15 protein-coding genes are annotated in these 17192 nt (G+C 72.5%); 8 read left to right on the plus strand and 7 right to left on the minus strand.

What is annotated here, in order from left to right:
* Window positions 1-229: 229 nt before the first annotated feature.
* A complete protein-coding gene (locus ACLL9L_RS04995) occupies window positions 230-961 on the minus strand; it encodes a PP2C family protein-serine/threonine phosphatase (protein ID WP_411283546.1) in 732 nt (243 codons plus the stop codon).
* Between the two features lie 158 nt (window positions 962-1119).
* Window positions 1120-2616 carry a CCA tRNA nucleotidyltransferase gene (locus ACLL9L_RS05000; protein WP_411283547.1) on the minus strand — a complete coding sequence of 499 codons (1497 nt, stop codon included), beginning with the start codon at window positions 2614-2616 and terminating at the stop codon, window positions 1120-1122.
* Between the two features lie 164 nt (window positions 2617-2780).
* On the opposite strand from ACLL9L_RS05000, the gene ACLL9L_RS05005 reads away from it, so the two are divergent.
* From ACLL9L_RS05005 to ACLL9L_RS05035, 7 genes are all read left to right on the plus strand, one after another.
* Window positions 2781-3254, plus strand: a complete 474-nt coding sequence (locus ACLL9L_RS05005; protein WP_411283558.1) for an NUDIX hydrolase — start codon at window positions 2781-2783, stop codon at window positions 3252-3254.
* Complete coding sequence (locus ACLL9L_RS05010; RefSeq protein ID WP_411283548.1) at window positions 3251-5440, plus strand: DUF6049 family protein; 2190 nt, start codon at window positions 3251-3253, stop codon at window positions 5438-5440. The genes ACLL9L_RS05005 and ACLL9L_RS05010 overlap by 4 nt, the downstream gene beginning before the upstream one ends.
* An 80-nt stretch (window positions 5441-5520) precedes the next feature.
* Window positions 5521-7569 (plus strand): hypothetical protein, encoded by a 2049-nt coding sequence (locus ACLL9L_RS05015; protein WP_411283549.1) that lies wholly within the window; start codon window positions 5521-5523, stop codon window positions 7567-7569.
* A 1-nt stretch (window position 7570) separates the two neighbouring features.
* Window positions 7571-8818: a sigma-70 family RNA polymerase sigma factor gene (locus tag ACLL9L_RS05020; RefSeq protein ID WP_411283550.1), complete on the plus strand. Its 1248-nt coding sequence runs from the start codon at window positions 7571-7573 to the stop codon at window positions 8816-8818.
* Between the two features lie 160 nt (window positions 8819-8978).
* A complete protein-coding gene (trxB, locus tag ACLL9L_RS05025; RefSeq protein WP_411283551.1) occupies window positions 8979-9965 on the plus strand; it encodes a thioredoxin-disulfide reductase in 987 nt (328 codons plus the stop codon).
* 86 nt (window positions 9966-10051) lie between these two features.
* Window positions 10052-10381 (plus strand): thioredoxin, encoded by a 330-nt coding sequence (gene trxA, locus ACLL9L_RS05030; RefSeq protein WP_411283552.1) that lies wholly within the window; start codon window positions 10052-10054, stop codon window positions 10379-10381.
* A 133-nt stretch (window positions 10382-10514) separates the two neighbouring features.
* Window positions 10515-11711 (plus strand): N-acetylmuramoyl-L-alanine amidase, encoded by a 1197-nt coding sequence (locus tag ACLL9L_RS05035; RefSeq protein ID WP_411283553.1) that lies wholly within the window; start codon window positions 10515-10517, stop codon window positions 11709-11711.
* Between the two features lie 6 nt (window positions 11712-11717).
* Here ACLL9L_RS05035 and ACLL9L_RS05040 read toward each other — a convergent pair whose 3' ends face one another.
* Window positions 11718-12365 (minus strand): GNAT family N-acetyltransferase, encoded by a 648-nt coding sequence (locus tag ACLL9L_RS05040; RefSeq protein ID WP_411283554.1) that lies wholly within the window; start codon window positions 12363-12365, stop codon window positions 11718-11720.
* Window positions 12366-12441: 76 nt separating this feature from the next.
* Between ACLL9L_RS05040 and ACLL9L_RS05045 the strand changes: the two genes are divergently transcribed.
* The gene (locus tag ACLL9L_RS05045) at window positions 12442-13485 is read left to right on the plus strand and encodes a glutathione S-transferase family protein (protein WP_411283555.1); all 1044 of its coding nucleotides are present in this window, start codon (window positions 12442-12444) and stop codon (window positions 13483-13485) included.
* Between the two features lie 99 nt (window positions 13486-13584).
* On the opposite strand, the gene ACLL9L_RS05050 is transcribed toward ACLL9L_RS05045, so the two are convergent.
* The 4 genes from ACLL9L_RS05050 to ACLL9L_RS05065 form a co-directional block, all read right to left on the minus strand.
* The gene (locus tag ACLL9L_RS05050; RefSeq protein WP_411283556.1) at window positions 13585-14709 is read right to left on the minus strand and encodes a ParB/RepB/Spo0J family partition protein; all 1125 of its coding nucleotides are present in this window, start codon (window positions 14707-14709) and stop codon (window positions 13585-13587) included.
* Window positions 14710-14776: 67 nt separating this feature from the next.
* Complete coding sequence (locus tag ACLL9L_RS05055; RefSeq protein WP_411283559.1) at window positions 14777-15817, minus strand: AAA family ATPase; 1041 nt, start codon at window positions 15815-15817, stop codon at window positions 14777-14779.
* Between the two features lie 316 nt (window positions 15818-16133).
* Window positions 16134-16853 carry a 16S rRNA (guanine(527)-N(7))-methyltransferase RsmG gene (gene rsmG, locus ACLL9L_RS05060; protein ID WP_411283560.1) on the minus strand — a complete coding sequence of 240 codons (720 nt, stop codon included), beginning with the start codon at window positions 16851-16853 and terminating at the stop codon, window positions 16134-16136.
* Between the two features lie 51 nt (window positions 16854-16904).
* On the minus strand, window positions 16905-17192 hold a 288-nt coding region (locus ACLL9L_RS05065), incomplete at its 5' end, for a protein jag (protein ID WP_411283557.1).

Consider the following 17192-nt stretch of genomic DNA (forward strand, 5'->3'; position numbering starts at 1 on the left):
GGTCGCTCCTCGCGAGGGGCTGCGCCCCACATCTGCTCAGGAGTCCCGGGTGAGCGGGGAGCGAGCGGCCAAAACCCACCCGCGATCGCAGCAACAGGCAGAGCTGCTCGCCCACGCCGGCCTTGCCCCCCTGTAAGTGCGTTCGGCGGCCACCCTCTGCCTGGTGGTCGACGCAGGCCGAGGCGGTTCGGGGAGGGCGCCCCGGGTGGCGCTGATCCGTGCACCGGGTTCACCCGGTGATGACCACGACGACCGTGACGTTGTCCCGGCCGCCGTGCTCGACGGCCCGTGCGACGAGGGTGTCAGCCACGTCCTGCGGGTCGTCGCCTGCCGCGAGGACCCCCGCGATCTCGTCGTCCCCGACCTCGTTGGTGAGGCCGTCGGTGCACAGGAGCCACCGCTCCCGCGGCCGCGGCCGCAGGATCCAGGTGTCGACCACGTCGACCGGGTCCCGCCCGAGGCAGCGGGTGACGATGTGGCGTGCCGGGTGGCGCCTGGCCTCCTCGTCGGTGATCACGCCGGACCGGACGAGGTCGGCGACCTCGGAGTGGTCGTCGCTGACCTGCTCGAGCTGACCGTCGAGGAGCCGATAGACCCGCGAGTCCCCGACGTTGACGACGACCCACCGGTCAGCGCCCTCGAGCCGCAACAGGGTCAGACCGGCGAGCGTCGTGGCCATCCCGGTGCGCTCGGGGTGCCGGAGCGCCGAGTCCAGGATGGCCCGGTTGGCGGCCTCGACCTGCCCGACGAGGTCGCCGGGGCTCAGGTCGGCACGCCCGGCCACGTCGCGCAAGGTGTCCACGGCGATCCGGCTGGCGACCTCGCCGGCCTGATGGCCCCCCATCCCGTCGGCCACCACGAAGAGCAGCCCCTCGACCAGTGCCGCGTCCTCGTTGTGGTCCCGGACCCGACCGGTGTCCGTGGCGCTCGCCACGCGCAGGGCGGGGTGGGGTGAGTCCATCTCGTGCCTCCCGAGTGGCTGGGGGTCACCCGGGGCCGGGGGGGCCGGGGGCAGGGTCCGGGGCCGGGGGGGCCGGTCCGGGGGCCGGGGCCGGGTCGACCGCGGGGTCAGGGCCTGAGATTAGTCGACGACGACGCCCACGGCCACGGGACGGGTGCTCAGTCGCTGGCCGCAGCCGAACGCTCCGCCCACCACCACCGGAGCCGCTCGCGGGCCGCGTCCTTGCCGAGCAGGCCCTCGTCGAGCCGCACGGACAAGAGATAGCGGTAGGCCTCACCGACGACCCGACCCGGAGGGACGCCGAGGGCCTCACCGATCTCGGTGCCGTCGAGCTCCGGCCTGACCTTGCCCAGCTCCTCCTGCTCCAGCAGCCGGGCGATCCGCCCCTCGAGCGCGTCATAGGTCTGCGAGAGGCGCTGGGCCTTGCGGGCGTTGCGGGTCGTGCTGTCCGAGCGGGTGAGCAGGTGGAGGCGCGCGAGCAGGGGCCCGGCGTCGGTGACGTAGCGCCGCACCGCCGAGTCGGTCCACTCCCCCGAGCCGTACCCGTGGAAGCGCAGGTGCAGCTCGACGAGCCGGGTCACGGCCCTGGTCGTCTCCTTGTCGAACCGCAGCGCCTTGAGCCGCCTGGCCGTGAGCTTCGCACCGACGACCTCGTGGTGGTGGAAACTGACGCCGCCGCCCCCCTCGAACCGGCGTGTCGCCGGCTTGCCGATATCGTGCAGCAACGCCGCGAGCCTCAGCACGAGGTCCGGCCCCTCGACGGCGTCGGTGGACCCGACCCCGAGCACCGTCCGTGGGCCCTCGAGCGCGATGGCCTGCTCGAGGACGATCAGCGAGTGGTCGTAGACGTCCTTGTGGCGGTGGTGCTCGTCGATCTCGAGCCGCAGCGCCGGCAGCTCGGGCAGGAAGATCTCGGCCAGCCCGGCGTCGACGAGGAGGGCAAGTCCAGCTCGCGGGGACGGCGAGAGGAGCAGCTTGGTCAGCTCGTCACGCACCCGCTCCGCCGAGATCATCGACAGCGTGCCGGCGCGGTCCGCCATCGCGGCGCGCACCTCGGGAGCCACCTCGAACCCGAGCTGCGACGCGAACCGGGCCGCCCGCATCATCCGTAGCGGGTCGTCCGCGAAGGACTCCTCCGGCGCCGCCGGCGTCCGCAGCCGCCCGGCGGCGAGGTCAGCCAGGCCGTCGTGCTCGTCGACGAACTCGAGCGACGGCAGCCGGATCGCCATGGCGTTGACCGTGAAGTCGCGGCGCACGAGGTCCTCGGTCAGGGAGGTGCCGAACGCCACCTGCGGCCTGCGGGTCTCCCGGTCGTAGGAGTCGGTGCGATAGGTCGTGATCTCGATGAGCAGCCCGCGCTTGCTCAGCCCGATCGTCCCGAAGGCCCGCCCGATCTCCCAGTGGGCATCGGCCCACCCCCGGATGACGCCGAGGATCGCGTCGGGGTCGGCGTCGGTGGTGAAGTCGAGGTCGCTCGACGTCCGCCCGAGGAACGCGTCCCGCACGGGCCCGCCAACGAGCGCGAGGTCGTGACCCGCGTCAGCGAAGCGCCCGCCGAGCTCCTGCAGCAGCGGCAGGACGGGAGCCAGACGCGAGACGGCGTCCCGCAGCAGGCTCGCCGGGACCGGATGGGTGGGTGGGGGACTCGTTGGCACGACGGACAAGCCTACGGCCCGGTATGCCGGGTGCTCGCCAGCAGCGCCCGCGCCGCACCCCTCCCCCGGCCGTTGCGTCCGGCGGTCGGCGGCCACGACCACCGCGTTGCCGGACGCAACAGGGAGGAGACAGCGCTGGTTACAGTGTTCTGGTGAGTGCGACGATGTCTGGTCAGGCGAATCACGCCAGACGTCTGCCATCCGTGGAGGAGCGCTCGGCCGGGGGCGTCGTCATCGACGTCCACGAGGGAGCTGCCCGGATCGCCGTCATCGCCCGGCGCAACCGGGCGGGACGCGTCGAGTGGTGCCTCCCCAAGGGCCACATCGAGCCCGGCGAGACACTCCCGGAGACCGCCGAGCGCGAGGTGGCCGAGGAGACCGGCATCACCGGTCGCGTGCTGGCCGAGCTGGGCACCATCGACTACTGGTTCGCGACATCGGACAAGCGGGTGCACAAGTTCGTGCACCACTACCTCCTCGAGGCCACCGGTGGGGAGCTGACCATCGACAACGACCCCGACCAGGAGGCCATCGACGTCGCGTGGTTCCCGTTGAGCGAGGTCCACCGCCACCTCACCTTCCCCAACGAGCAGCGGATCGCCCAGGCCGCCTGGGAACGGCTGGCAGGCACCGGGTGACGGCTCGGCCGGCTGGTCCCCACCGGGGGCAGACCCCCGTCCGCATCGCCCTGGCGGCCATCCTCGCCATCCTCCTGTCGCCGACCGCACCGGCGGCGGCCGCCCCGTCAGCGGCCGCCCCGTCAGCGGCCGCCCCGTCGGCGTCGAGCGCAGCGGCTCCTGCGCCCACCACCGCCATCTCCGTCTCCACCATCACCCCGGCCGTCGCCGTCCCCGGGACGCCGGTGACGATCACCGGCACCCTGACCGCGCGCCAGCGCCCCCTGGCCGCGCCTGCCGTTCGCGTCGTCCTCGGCCGGACTCCGATCCGCAGCCGCAACGACGTCCGGGCCTGGGTCGCCGACACGGGCAACCCTGAGGGTCGCGAGCTCGCGAACAGCCCGTCGAGCACCGCGCTCGCCCTCGGTGCGAGCAGGCCCTTCACCCTGACCATCCCCGCCGGCAGCCTCACGCTCGACCGCGCCTGGGGTGTGGCCCCGATCTTCCTCGAGATGACGGACAGCGACCCGGCCGACCACGAGGTGCTGCGGACGTTCCTCGGGTGGCAGCGGAGCAAGGAGTACCAGCCGCTGTCCCTCGCCGTCATCGCCCCCATCACGCTCACCCCGAACACCGCCCTCTTCGACGCCGACGCCGCGACCCGCACCGACGCGTGGCGGGCCGAGGTGGGCAGCGGGAGCCGGATCGACCGGATCCTGCGCGGCACGGACGGTGCGAGCGTGCCCGTCACGTGGGCGGTCGACCCGGCGGTCCTCGGTCGCGACCAGCGCTCCGCCGCCCAGATCAGCGCCGACCCCGTCACCCCCGTCGTCGCGCCACTCGCGAGGCAGCTGTCGGAGGCGGCCCCTCGTCACCGGCTCTGGGCCCTGCCCTACGGCGACACGGACCTCGCGGCCACCGTCCCTGCAGCCCCGGGCGACCCCACCGTCGCGTCTCTCATCCAGCGCGGCGCAGCCCTCGGGTCCACCCTCGGCGTCCCCGTCCGGACCGGGGTGGCCTGGCCGGCCGACGGGGGACTGCAGGCGCCGCGCGAGGCTGGCCTCGCCACGGCATACGCCGGAGGCCTCGCAGCCGCGCTCGTGTCGTCGTCCGCCCTGCCGACGGCGACCGGTCTGACCGGGACCGGCGCCCGGAGGTCACCGTCGGGTCTGCCCCTGCTCGCGTGGGACGACGAGCTGAGCCGGCTGACCCTCGGGACCCGCACCGAGGCCGAGTCGAGCCTGACGACCCAGGAGTTCATCGCCGAGACCGCCACCCTCCTCGCCGAGAGCCCTGGCATCGACCGGACGGTCGTCGTCGCCATGCCGCGCACGATCGACCCGGACGCGGCGTCGTTGACGCGCCTGCTCGGGGCGCTGGCCGCCACGCCGTGGCTGAGTTTCGTCACGACCGACCAGGTCAGCGCCGATGCCGCGACCCGTGACCCCGTCGCCGCGGTCGGGCAGGGCAGCGCGACCCCGGCCGGCCCGGCTCAGGTCGATGCGACCGGACTCGGGCGGATCGCCGGCGAGCGCCGGAGCATCGAGACCGTGGCGGCGCTCTTCCCGAACGGCGCGGACTACCGCACCCAGTGGAACGACACGCTCGACCAGCTGACGTCCACCCGGTGGCGCCAGGACTCGGCCGCCCTCGCGGCCCTGACCACCGCCGTCACGCAGGCCGGGAGCAAGGCCACCAGCGGGATCCGGGTCACCGAGCAGACCACGAACTTCCTCGCCGACGAGGGGATCCTGCAGATCACCGTCGTCAACGACCTCCCGGTCCCCGTCGAGGGGCTGCGTCTCGTCCTCACCTCGACCAACCCGCGGCTGCGGATCGTCAGCCAGCCCGACCCCATCCGGATCGAGAAGCAGAGCCGGGCGACCGTGCAGGTGCGAGCCCGCGCCGTGGCCGCCGGGCTCGTGACGGTGAACGCCAGCCTGCGGACCTCGGACGGGACGCCCGTCGGGGCCGGGGCAACGATCACCGTGCGGGCCAACCCTCCGGGCCAGGCCTTCTACGTCGTCTCCGGACTCGTCGTGGCGCTCTTCCTCGTCGTCGGTCTCGTCCGCAGCCTGCGCCGCCGGGGCGGCGGCGACACGCCCGAGACGCCTGAGATCACGCCCGACACCACCCCTGGGGCCACGCCCGAGACCGCCGACCGGACGGGGCGCGCCGCCACCGACGGCACCCCGCGTTCCCCGTAGGATGACGCTGACGTGGCGTGGCGCACGAGGTCGCCGCCAGCACTCGGCGAGGCGTAGGCGAAGGAGATTCCGTGCAGGGCGTGGGTCCAGGGTCCCTCCTCGGCGGGCGCTATGTCGTCCAACGGCGGGTCGCCCAGCACGTCCGGTTCGAGCGATGGACCGCTGCCGACCAGACCCTCGACCGCGAGGTCGTCCTGCTCTGCTTCGACGCTGCCGGCCCCCAGACCTCAGCGACCCTCGACGCGGCCCGCCGGGCTGCGGGCATCGAGGAGGCCCGGCTGGTGCGGATCCTCGACGTCGGCAGCCATGAGGGGGTGGCCTTCGTGGTGGAGGAGCCCCTCACCGGCGCCCGCTCGCTCACCTCCGTCCTCGGCGAGGGCGGCCTACCCGCCGAGGAGGCCCGTCGCGTCGTCGGTGAGGCCGCGTCGGCGTTGGAGGCGGCTCGGGTGCGGGGTCTGCACCACCAGGTCCTGACGCCCCGCTCCGTGATGGTGCTCGAGGACGGCGCGATCAAGGTCCGCGGCCTGGCCACCGAGGCGGCGCTGCTCGAGGCCGACGAGGGCGGCTCCGAGAGCGCCTCGCGCACGGACGCGGTCTCCCTCGTCGCCCTCGCCTATGCCGTCCTGACGGGTCGCTGGCCCCTCGTCGGCCCGGACTCGGGCCTCGAGGCAGCCCCCCGGGTCGTCGGCGGCGTTGCCGCGCCGTCCGAGATCTCCGCCGGGGTGCCCCAGGACCTCGACCTCATCTCCCGGCAGACCCTCAACGAGGACAAGGGACCGCTCTCGCCCGGTGACCTCGCCGGCCAGATCGCCCCCTGGTCCCCGTCCGCGATCGGCTCGTCCGGGCCACGCCAGCGGCGCGCCGGCGACCGCACCGAGCCCCTGCGACGCGACCCGGCCACCGGCGGAGTCGCGGCCAGCGAGGGCGCCGCCCTCGGAGTCGCGGCCAGCCCGGCCGCCGCCAGCCCGCCCGCCGCGCGCCCTGGGCCGCGCACGGTCCTTGGGATGGGTCTCGGCGCGGGACGGGGACCTGCCGGGGTCGACGACGACTCGCTCGAGCTGGGCTCCGATCGATCGGGCCAGATCCCGACGGGACGCGAGGTTCGCGGCCCGGAGGCTCGTGAGGAGCGTGGCTCAGCGCCCCGCCGATCCGGCGCGGTCGCCGGCGCCGTGGCGACCGGGGCCAGCGCTGTCGCCTCGGGTGCGGCCGCGGGCAGCGCTGTCGTGGCGAAGGGAGTCGGTGCGGCCCTCGGCGCAGCAGGTGCCGCGGCGGCCTCCGTCGGCAGCAGCGTCGGCGGGTTCGCCCGCTCGGCTGCCGACCGGGCCGCTGAGAAGTCCTCCTCCCGGGCCGACCGGCGCCAGACGGAGAACCTCACCGACGACCTCTTCGACGGCCGCGACATGCGCCTCTCCGACACGCTGGAGGACTCAGACGAGCCCCTCCGCCACGCAGTGCCGATGCTGACCGGTGGGAACGCCGAGCCCCTCGACCGCCACCAGTCCAAGATCGCCCTGCTGGTCGTCGGGGGGCTCGTCCTCGTCGCAGCCCTCCTGGGTTTCTGGGGGCTGCCGAAGTTCGGGTCGGGGGCGGCCAGCAGCAGCGTCACGGCGCCGGTCGTCACGGCCACGGTCACCGCGACCCCGACGGAGGTGGCGCCCACCCAGGCGCCGGCGACGTCACCTCCTGCCGCGCTCCAACCGCTGGCCGTCGTCGGGGTGCAGGCCTGGGACCCCGAGGGAGACCTCCTGGAGGGAAACGCCTCGGCCCCCCGCGCCATCGACGGGGACGGTGCCACGAAGTGGCGCTCACAGGCATACACGACGGCTCCCTTCGGGGGGTTTCCGAAGTCCGGCATCGGCCTGGTGCTCGACCTCGGTCAACAGAGCGACGTGCACCAGGTCGACGTGGACCTCGTCGGCGGGTCGGACCTGACGGTCTACGTCGCCAGCCGGCTCTCCCTAAGCGGCGCGACGTCGATCGGCTCGGTGTCCGGCCAGGACGGCACTGTGACGATCAAGGCCCCCGGCGGCAGCGCCAAGGGCCAGCTCGTCATCCTCTGGTTCACCAGGCTCGCCGCAGACGGTGAGGGCGCGTTCCGGGCCCAGGTCGCCGAAGCCCGGGTGAGCTGAGGTGACCGCCCTGCTGGACAAGGACCTCGCCGACCACACCGACCGCGAGCTGCTGGGAGCCCACTGCGCCGGCGACGCGGACGCCTTCGCCGAGATCTTCCGGCGGCACAGGGACCGGCTGTGGGCGCTCGCCCTGCACACCTGCGGCGACCCGGAGTTCGCCTCGGACTGCCTCGTGGACGCCTTCGTCACCGCCTTCCGGCGGCCCGACTCCTTCGGGGTCGATTCCGCGCCGACGACCTGGCTGCACCAGATCGTCGTCGTCGCCTGCCTCGACCGGCTCCGTCGCCGCCAGCCGACGACCCCACCGCCGGAGGCCGGGATCACCGATCGGCACGGTGAGCATCCGGGCACCGAGGCCGCCCTTGATGTCCGGAGCGCCCTTGCTCGGCTGCCCGAGGGCCAGCGGATGGCTCTGGTCCTCGTCGACCTGCAGGGGATGAGCGTCGCCGAGGCCGCCGCGATCCTCGAGGTGGCGCAGGCCACGATCACGTCGCAGGGCGCACTGGGGCGCTCGGCGATGGCCGAGCTGCTGGGTCTGACGGACACCGCACACGACGGCGTGCGCGACCTGCTGACCGGCGAGCCGTCCCCCGGCCCGATGCCTGAGGACGTCTTCGCGCGGATCTGCACCGCCCTGGACAGGGAGGCGGCGGCCCGTGCAGAGGCGGCCCGTGCAGAGGACGACGGTCTGTCCGAGGACCTCGGGCTGGCCGACGGCTCCCCCCTCGAGCGGGTGGGCGCCAGCAGCACCCGCAGACCGCGGCGCTGGGGTCGCGTCCTGCTGGCGGCCGCGGGAGTCGTCGTCGTCGGCGGCGTCGCTACCGTGGCCCTGCGGGCCAACGGCACCGGCCGCGGCGAGACGGCCGCGATCCCGGGCAACCAGGGCGCCGGTCAGGCGGGTGGCGCCGCGCTGCACATCCAGATCTCCGGCTCCGGCTACACGCAGGGCGGGCTGGCCACCCAGGCACGCACCCTGATCAACGCCCCGGCGGCCAGCGTCCTCCCGACGGACGCCGAGGCGGTCGGGATCGGTCCCATCGCCACCGACGTGGGGTTGGGCGCCTGCCTCGCCTCGCTGGGTGAGGCCGGCGCGAGCGCGGTGACTGTGGACATCGCCACCTACGACGGGAGGCCGGCCGCGATCATCGTCGTCACCAAAGGCGCCACCACGACGGCGTATGCCGTCCAGCGCGACTGCTCCACCGGCGACCCCAGGATCATCCAGGACTCGGTCCCCGTCCCCTGAACGGCACGGGCCGCACCCGTGCGCCGCGGCGGTCCGGCCGCGGTTCCGCGGCGGGAACACGGGGAACAAATGCCCTTGGGCCCCGGTTGACGCCTGCGCACCCCGGCTATCGTGACTGCTTCGTCCGAGACCCGGATCCGACTTCTGAGGGGCTGCATTCGTGACCAGCGACGTGCGCAACGTCATCATCATCGGCTCGGGCCCGGCGGGCTACACCGCCGCGGTCTATGCCGCCCGCGCCAACCTCGCCCCGCTGATGTTCGAGGGCAGCGTCACGGCAGGTGGCGCACTGATGAACACCACCGAGGTGGAGAACTTCCCCGGCTTCCGGGACGGGATCATGGGCCCGGCGCTGATGGAGCAGATGCGTGCCCAGGCCGAGCGCTTCGGCACCGAGATCGTCACCGACGACATCACCGCCGTCGACCTCGCCGGCGACATCAAGACGGTCGTCGACGGTGAGGGCACCACGCACCGGGCCAGGGCCGTCATCCTGGCCATGGGCTCGGCCTACCGCGAGCTCGGCCTGCCGGACGAGAAGCGCCTCTCCGGCCACGGGGTCTCCTGGTGTGCGACCTGCGACGGGTTCTTCTTCCGCGACCAGGACATCGCGGTCGTCGGCGGCGGCGACTCCGCCATCGAGGAGGCCACCTTCCTGACGAAGTTCGCCCGGTCGGTGACGATCGTGCACCGCCGCGAGGAGCTGCGTGCCTCCAAGATCATGGCCGACCGCGCGCACGCGAACGACAAGATCCGCTTCGAGTGGAACGCCGAGGTGGCCGCGATCCACGGCGAGCAGAAGGTCCGCGGGATCACCCTGCGGGACACCCGCACCGGGGACGAGCGCGAACTGGCGATCACGGGCCTGTTCGTCGCCATCGGCCACGACCCCCGCAACGAGCTCGTGCGTGGTCTCCTCGACCTCGATGCCGAGGGCTACGTCCTGACCGCTCAGGACGGCTCCCACCGCACGTCGACAACGCGGGTCCCTGGCATCTTCGCCTGCGGCGACCTCGTCGACCACACCTACCGGCAGGCCATCACCGCGGCCGGGTCCGGGTGCGCAGCCGCGCTGGACGCGGAGCACTACCTGGCCTCCCTCGAGGACGCCCAGCACCAGCTGTCATCCGCCACCGCTACCGTCTGAGACCTCTCCACCGCCCGTCGACGGCCGTCGGCTGCGCGGCATACCCAGACCTGCCAGACCCGCCCCCACCGGAAGGAGCCCCCATCATGGGAGCCACCAAAGTCACCACCGACGCCACCTTCGAGCAGGACGTCCTCAAGAACGACAAGCCCGTGCTCGTCGACTTCTGGGCCGAGTGGTGCGGCCCGTGCAAGGCTGTCGCCCCCGTCCTCGAAGAGATCGCCGGCACCCACGGCGACAAGCTCGAGATCTACAAGCTCGACACCGACGCCAATCCCGGGATCACCTCTCGCTACGGCGTCACGAGCATCCCGACGATGAACGTCTACGTCGGCGGAGAGGTCGTCAAGACCCTCGTGGGGGCCCTGCCAAAGCCCAAGCTGCTGCGCGAGCTCGAGGACTTCATCGGCGCGTAAGCGTCAGCCTCGTCCCCATCCACGCCATGGCGCCGACCGGACCCCCGGTTGGCGCCATGGGCGAGCCCGGTGGACTATCGTGCCGATTGCGCGCACTTGTCCATGCCGGCAGCAGACACCGCCAGGAGGCTCCATGACGGACCACGGGGGTCTTTTCGTGGCCCGTCTCGGTGACGACGGGCCAGCCGTGCGGGACATCCGGGACCGGCTGCTCGCCTCCGGCGACCTGGCGGCCCACGACGGCGGGTACGGCGTCGAGAACGGCACCGGCCTCGTCGGCCACCACCGGTTCGACGTCGTCGTGGACCTGGCGGTCCGGGCATTCCAGCAACGCCGCGGCCTGATCGTCGACGGGCTCGTCGGTCCGCAGACCTACAGCGCGCTCGACGGGGCCCGCTGGCAGCTCGGCGACCGCCTGCTGCAGTTCACCGCGGGTCATCTCATGCGCGGGGATGACGTCGAGGAGCTCCAGGCACGTCTCCTGACACTCGGCCTCTCCCCACGGCGGGTCGACGGCCTGTTCGGACCCGACACCGACCAGGCGGTGCGGGGCTTCCAGCGCGGGTGCGGACTCGCGCCCGACGGCGCTGTCGGACCCGCGACCCTACGGGCCTTCAGCGCGCTGCGACGCAGCGTCTCGGGCGGCTCGCCCCACAACCTGCGTGAGCGGGAGCTGATCCGGCGCTCCGGCCACAGCCTCACCGGGCGCACCGTCGTCCTCGACCCCGGACACGGCGGAGACGACCTCGGGGCGATCGCCCACGGCGTCGTGGAGGCCGAGGTGGTCCTCGACCTCGCCCGACGCATCGAGGGCCGGCTCAGCGCCCACGGTGTCAACGTCGTCTTCACCCGCACCCAGAACACGACGGCCGGCGACGACGTCGAGCGGGCCCGGTTCGCCAACGACTGCGGCGCCGACATCGTCCTGTCGCTGCACTGCGACAGCGCCGACCACGCCCAGGCCAAAGGCCTGGCGACCTTCTTCTACGGTCACGACCGCTTCGGTGCCTGGTCGGCCATCGGAGAGCACCTCGCCGACCTCATTCAGCGCGAGGGAGTGGCCCGCACCGGTCTCGCCGACTGCCGCAGCCACGCGCGATCCTGGGGCCTGCTCCAGCACACCTCGATGCCCGCCGTGCGGATCGAGGCCGGCTACCTCAGCCACCCCGACGACGCCGTCCGACTGGCCGATCCGGAGTTCCGCGACGACATCGCCGAGGCCGTGGTCATCGCCCTGCAGCGGATGTACCTCGGTGAGGACGACACCGTCGCGACCGGTGTCCTGCGCCTGGGGGACCTGCGCAAGTACATGGACGAGATGGCCGGCTGACCCCCCTCAGGGTCGCGCGGGGTCCTGACGGTGCGCCGTGCCCACCGGCTGCGGCTGGCGGGCGCCCAGGCCGCGCACCGGCGCGAAGAGCTTCTCGACGGCCTGCTCCACCTCACTGCGCCAGCGCAGCGCCGTGCGCAGGTCCAGGCGCATGCGCGGGTATGCCGGGTGCTCGCGGGCCGTGTGGAAGCCCACCGCCAGCAGGAAGTCGGTCGGGAGCAGGCACCCACCCGCCCGGCCCGGAGAGCCGTAGGCCTCCATCGCCCGTCCCCCCCGGCGGAGGACGTCCTTGGCCGCGGACTGGATGAGGACCCGCCCTAGCCCCTGCCCGGCATACCGGGGGTCCATCCGCGCCGTCATGAGCACGACGGCGTCGGCGCTGACCGGCGAGGTGGGGAAGGCCACCGAGCGCGGGACGAGGTGCGCGGGGGCATAGGTGATGTAGCCCGCGGGCTGGCCGTCGACGTAGGCCACCCGGCCGGGGCTGCCCCACTCCAGGAGCGTCGTGGTGAGCCATCCCCGCTTGTCCTCGCTGGGGCACTGCCGCCCGCGGCTGCTCAGGGCGGGGGTGAGCTCCCAGAACACGCACTCGCGGCAGTCGGCCGGCAGGTCGGGCAGACGATCCAGGGTGAGCGGCAGGATCTCGCGACCCATCCCTCACCTCCTGCTCGGCGTGTACCCCCCATTGTGGCCCGTTTCGTCGCCGATGTCTGCTCGATAGGCTGTCACCATGGCTGAGGACGAGCGTGGCGGCGGGTCCAACGGGACCTACGTCGAGGAGAGCTTCCAACGGGACACGAGCTACGTCCCGGACCGGATCACCGCTGGTGGGGGACCGTGGCCCGTCGAGGGCGGCCGCTATCGCCTCGTTGTCGCCCGGGCGTGTCCGTGGGCGAACCGCGCCATCATCGTGCGGCGGTTGCTCGGGCTCGGGTCGGCGCTGTCCATGGGGATCTGCGGGCCGACCCACGACGTCCGCTCGTGGACGTTCGACCTCGACCCGGGCCAGGTCGACCCCGTGCTCGGCATCCCCCGCATCCAGGACGCCTACCTGCGCCGCTTCCCTTCCTACTCTCGCGGGATCACCGTGCCCTGCATCGTGGACCTGGCCACCGGTGGGGTGGTGACCAACGACTTCCAGCAGATGACGCTCGACCTGTCGACCCAGTGGACGGCATTCCACCGCGAGGGCGCCCCCGACCTCTACCCCGAACCACTGCGCGCCGAGATGGACCAGGTGATGGACCTGATCTACCGCGAGGTCAACAACGGGGTCTACCGTGCCGGGTTCGCAGGGACCCAGGAGTCGTATGAGAGGGCTCACGACGAGCTCTTCGCGCGCCTGGACTGGCTCGCGGATCGCCTTGCGGGACAACGGTTCCTGATGGGCGACACGATCACCGAGGCCGATGTGCGCCTCTTCACGACGCTCGTCCGCTTCGACCCTGTCTACCACGGCCACTTCAAGTGCAACCGGCAGAAGCTCACCGAGATGCCCGTGCTGTGGGCCTATGCCCGGGACCTGTTCCAGACGCCGGGCTTCGGCGACACCATCGACTTCGACCACATCAAGGCGCACTACTACGTGGTGCACCAGGACATCAACCCGACCGGGGTCGTCCCGGCGGGGCCGCTGCTGCGGCAGTGGGCCGAGCCGCACGGGCGGGAGTCCCTCGGAGGTCGGCCCTTCGGTGACGGCACCCCACCGCTGCCGGTGGCTGCGGCGGAAGCCGTCCCTGCAGCGCACAACCCGGCCCTGGGGGTGGCGCACTGAACAGCGGATCCCATTGTCCCACAACGTCGTTGGCGTCGGGACCTGATTGGCCTCGCAAGACAGGGTTTGCTCTGGGGTCCGGCGAGGTCCTGTCGGGAGTCAGGCGGGGGACGATCCCGCCGGGACGCCGAGCAGCTCGACGATCCGGTTGAGGTCGTCGACGCTCGCGAACTCCACGGTCAGCTTGCCCTTGCGCTGCCCCAACGCGATGGTGACCCGGGTGTCGAAGTGGTCGGAGAGGCGCGAGGCGACATCATCCAGCTGGGGGTGTCGGGCGCCCGCGCGCGGTCGTCGCCTCCGCGGCGCGTCGTCACCACCGAGGGCGACGACCTCCTCCACGTTGCGGACCGACAACCCCTCCGCAACGATCCGCTGGGCCAAGCGCTCCATGGCGGCGGCGTCGTCGAGCGACAGCAGCGCCCGGGCATGGCCCGCGCTGAGCACGCCAGCGGCCAGCCGCCGCGCGACCAGCGGTGGCAGGCGCAGCAGACGCAGCGTGTTGGAGATCTGGGGACGGGAGCGGCCGATGCGGGCCGCGAGCTGCTCGTGCGAGCAGCCGAAGTCGTCAAGCAGCTGCTGGTAGGCGGCAGCCTCCTCGAGGGGGTTGAGCTGACTGCGGTGGAGGTTCTCCAGGAGGGCGTCGCGGAGCAGGTCGTCGTCGTGGGTGTCCTTGATGATGGCCGGGACAGTGGTCAGGCCGGCGAGCTGGGAGGCGCGCAACCGACGCTCGCCCATGATCAGCTCGAAGTCGACCCCGTCGGCGACCCCCGTCCGGTCCACGACCCGCCGGACGACGATGGGCTGCAGGACCCCGATCTCGGCGATCGACGCGGCCAGCTCGGCCAGCTCGTCCTCGTCGAAGACGGTGCGCGGCTGCTTGGGGTTCGGCCGGATCGCCTCGGCCGGCAGCTCGGCGAACGTGGCCCCGGGCACGGGGGCGAGCCCCTCGCGCTCGAGCACCTGGGGGGACGGGTCCTCGATGGCGTCGGTGCTGGTCAGGCCCCATTCCGAGTCCCGGCCGGGCGGGTCACCGCCACCATCGGCGCCGCCCCCCGAGGTGGAGGTGGTCCCGTGCCCATCAGCAGTGGCGGGCCACGCTTCCCGTTGGGCCACCGGACGGTCCTGGTCCCGGAAGAAGACGTCCACCGGACGGGCGGTGTCACTCGGTGCGCTCGGGATCAGTGCCCCCAGGCCACGACCCAGCGCTCGGCGCTTCTCGCTCATCGGATCATCCTCCGTCTCGACGCACGGTAGATCCGCGTGTCCGTCCTCCTCATGACCGGGGCCCGGCTCATGCTGTCGTCCCGCTCCGCTCTGCTGCCCCCTTCAGCGCCGCTCCACCCGCCACGACGGTTGCCGTCGGTGCGGGCGGCCAGCCGTTGGCGCCCCTCTCGGCGATCTCGGCGGCGGCCTCGAGGTAGGCCAGGGCGCCACTGCTCGACGGATCGTAGGTGATCACCGTCTCACCGAAGCTCGGAGCCTCGGAAACGCGCACCGACCGGGGGACGCTCGTGCGCAGCACCTCGTCGGGGAAGTGGGCGCGCACCTCGTCGGCCACCTGGGAGGAGAGTCTGGTGCGACCGTCATACATCGTCAGCAGGATGGTCGAGACGCGCAGGTCGGGGTTGAGGTGGCTCCGGATCAGCTCGATGTTCTTGAGCAGCTGGGAGAGGCCCTCGAGGGCGTAGTACTCGCACTGGATGGGGATGAAAACCTCAGAGCCGGCCACGAAGGCGTTGACGGTGAGCAGGCCCAGGCTCGGAGGGCAGTCGATCAGGACGTAGTCGTAGTCACTGCTCTGCGTGTAGGTGGTGATCGCCCGGGCCAGCCGCGTCTCCCGCGCCACGAGCGACACGAGCTCGATCTCGGCGCCGGCCAGGTCGATCGTCGCCGGAGCGCAGAAGAGCCCGGGGACGGACCCGCACTCCGTCACGACGTCGGCCAGGGGAGTGCTGTCGATGAGGACGTCGTAGACGCTCGGGACCTCGGCATGGTGGTCGATCCCCAGTGCGGTGCTGGCATTCCCCTGCGGGTCGAGATCGATGACCAGGATCTTCAGCCCCGACTGGGCCATGGCGGCAGCGATGTTCACGGTAGTGGTGGTCTTGCCGACGCCACCCTTCTGGTTGGCCACCGTGAGCACCCGAGTCCGGGTGGGCTTGGGGAAACGCCGTCCCGACAGGGCGATCCGTCGCCGGGCGTCGTTGGCAATGGACTGGGCCAACGGCGTGTCTGCCCCCGCGTCAGGAATCGCCTCGGACAGCGTCCGCCGATCCGTTGTTTCACGTGAAACACGGCCCTCGGCAGGGACTGCCGGCTCGGCATCTCGCAGTTCGACCGGGGTCGAATTCTGCTCGCCGCCGTCGCCCGCGTTGAGGACCCTCACGCCTGATGCCTCACCCGTTTCACGTGAAACAGGCCACCCGAGCGATGGCGGAGCCCAGCCACCGTCACCGGGCCAGCCGAGACCGCCAGCTGACGGGGGACGGCGACGTTCGATGGGGCTCTGCTGCACCGTCCTCACCATGCGCAAACCGTCATGAGACTCATCCAACCACAGTGACGGGATCTGCCCGACGGCCGAACCGCAGCCACCAGGAGGTGTTCCGATCATCCCCAATCAGGCCGGGGGGCAAGACGTTGCCGGCTCAGTCGCGTCGGCGGTGGTCGTGGGCCGGGCGCTTCGGGGCCCGCCGGCCGTGGACCACGCTCGACACCGTCACGGACACCACGACCGTCTCCGGGTCGACGATGCCCGCCCCGAAGTGGTTGACTGAACAGCTCGCAGCTCCCAGCCGGGTCAGCTCGTCCCGGTCGACCTCCAGCTCTTCAGGGCCGCGCGATCCCTTCAGGGCGTGCAGCGACCCGCCGGCCTCGAGCAGTGGCAGGGTCCACCGGCCGAGCTCACCGAGTCGGGCGACGGCGCGGGCGGTCACGGCCGGAAAACGCCGGCCCCCCCACAGACTCTCGGCACGGCCATCCTGGACCGTGACGTTGTCCAGCTCCAGCTCCGCGACCGTGCGGCGCAGCCAGACGGTTCGTCTCTGGAGGGGCTCGACCAGGTGGAGGTGCAGGTCCGGTCGGATGATGGCGAGCACCAGCCCGGGCAGCCCGGCGCCCGAGCCGATGTCGGCGACCTCGGTGTCCGGCGCGAACAGCGGGTGGACCACGGCGCAGTTGAGGACGTGGCGCTCCCAGAGACGGGGAGCCTCGCGGGGCCCGACGAGCCCGTGGGAGATCCCTGTGTCAGCCAGGATGGCGACGTAGTGCTCCGCGACCTCCACCCGGTCCCCGAAGAGGTCTCTCGCGCCGTTGGGGGTCGACGGGGCGAGGCGCACGACCGGGTCACGAGGCAGGGGCTGCTCCACACTCAACGTCGGTCCTGTTTCACGTGAAACATCGGCCGCGACCACCCGGCGTCAGGTCGGCAGGATGACGATGTGACGGTGCGGCTCGACGCCCTCCGACTCGGAGTCGAGGCCCGCGGAGGCGACCTCGTCATGCACGACCTTGCGCTCGAACGCCGTCATGTCGTCCAGGGACTTGCGCTCCCCGCTCTGCTTCACCTCGGCAATGGCGGCCTTGGCAAGCTCCACCAGCACGCCCCGGCGCTCGGCCCGGTGGCCCCCCACGTCGAGCATGAGGCGGCTGCGCTCACCGGTGGCCGTCTGGACCGCGAGCCGGGTGAGCTCCTGCAGGGCCTCGAG

It is taken from the genome of Lapillicoccus sp. (assembly GCF_046595215.1).
Taxonomy (GTDB): Bacteria; Actinomycetota; Actinomycetes; order Actinomycetales; family Dermatophilaceae; genus Lapillicoccus.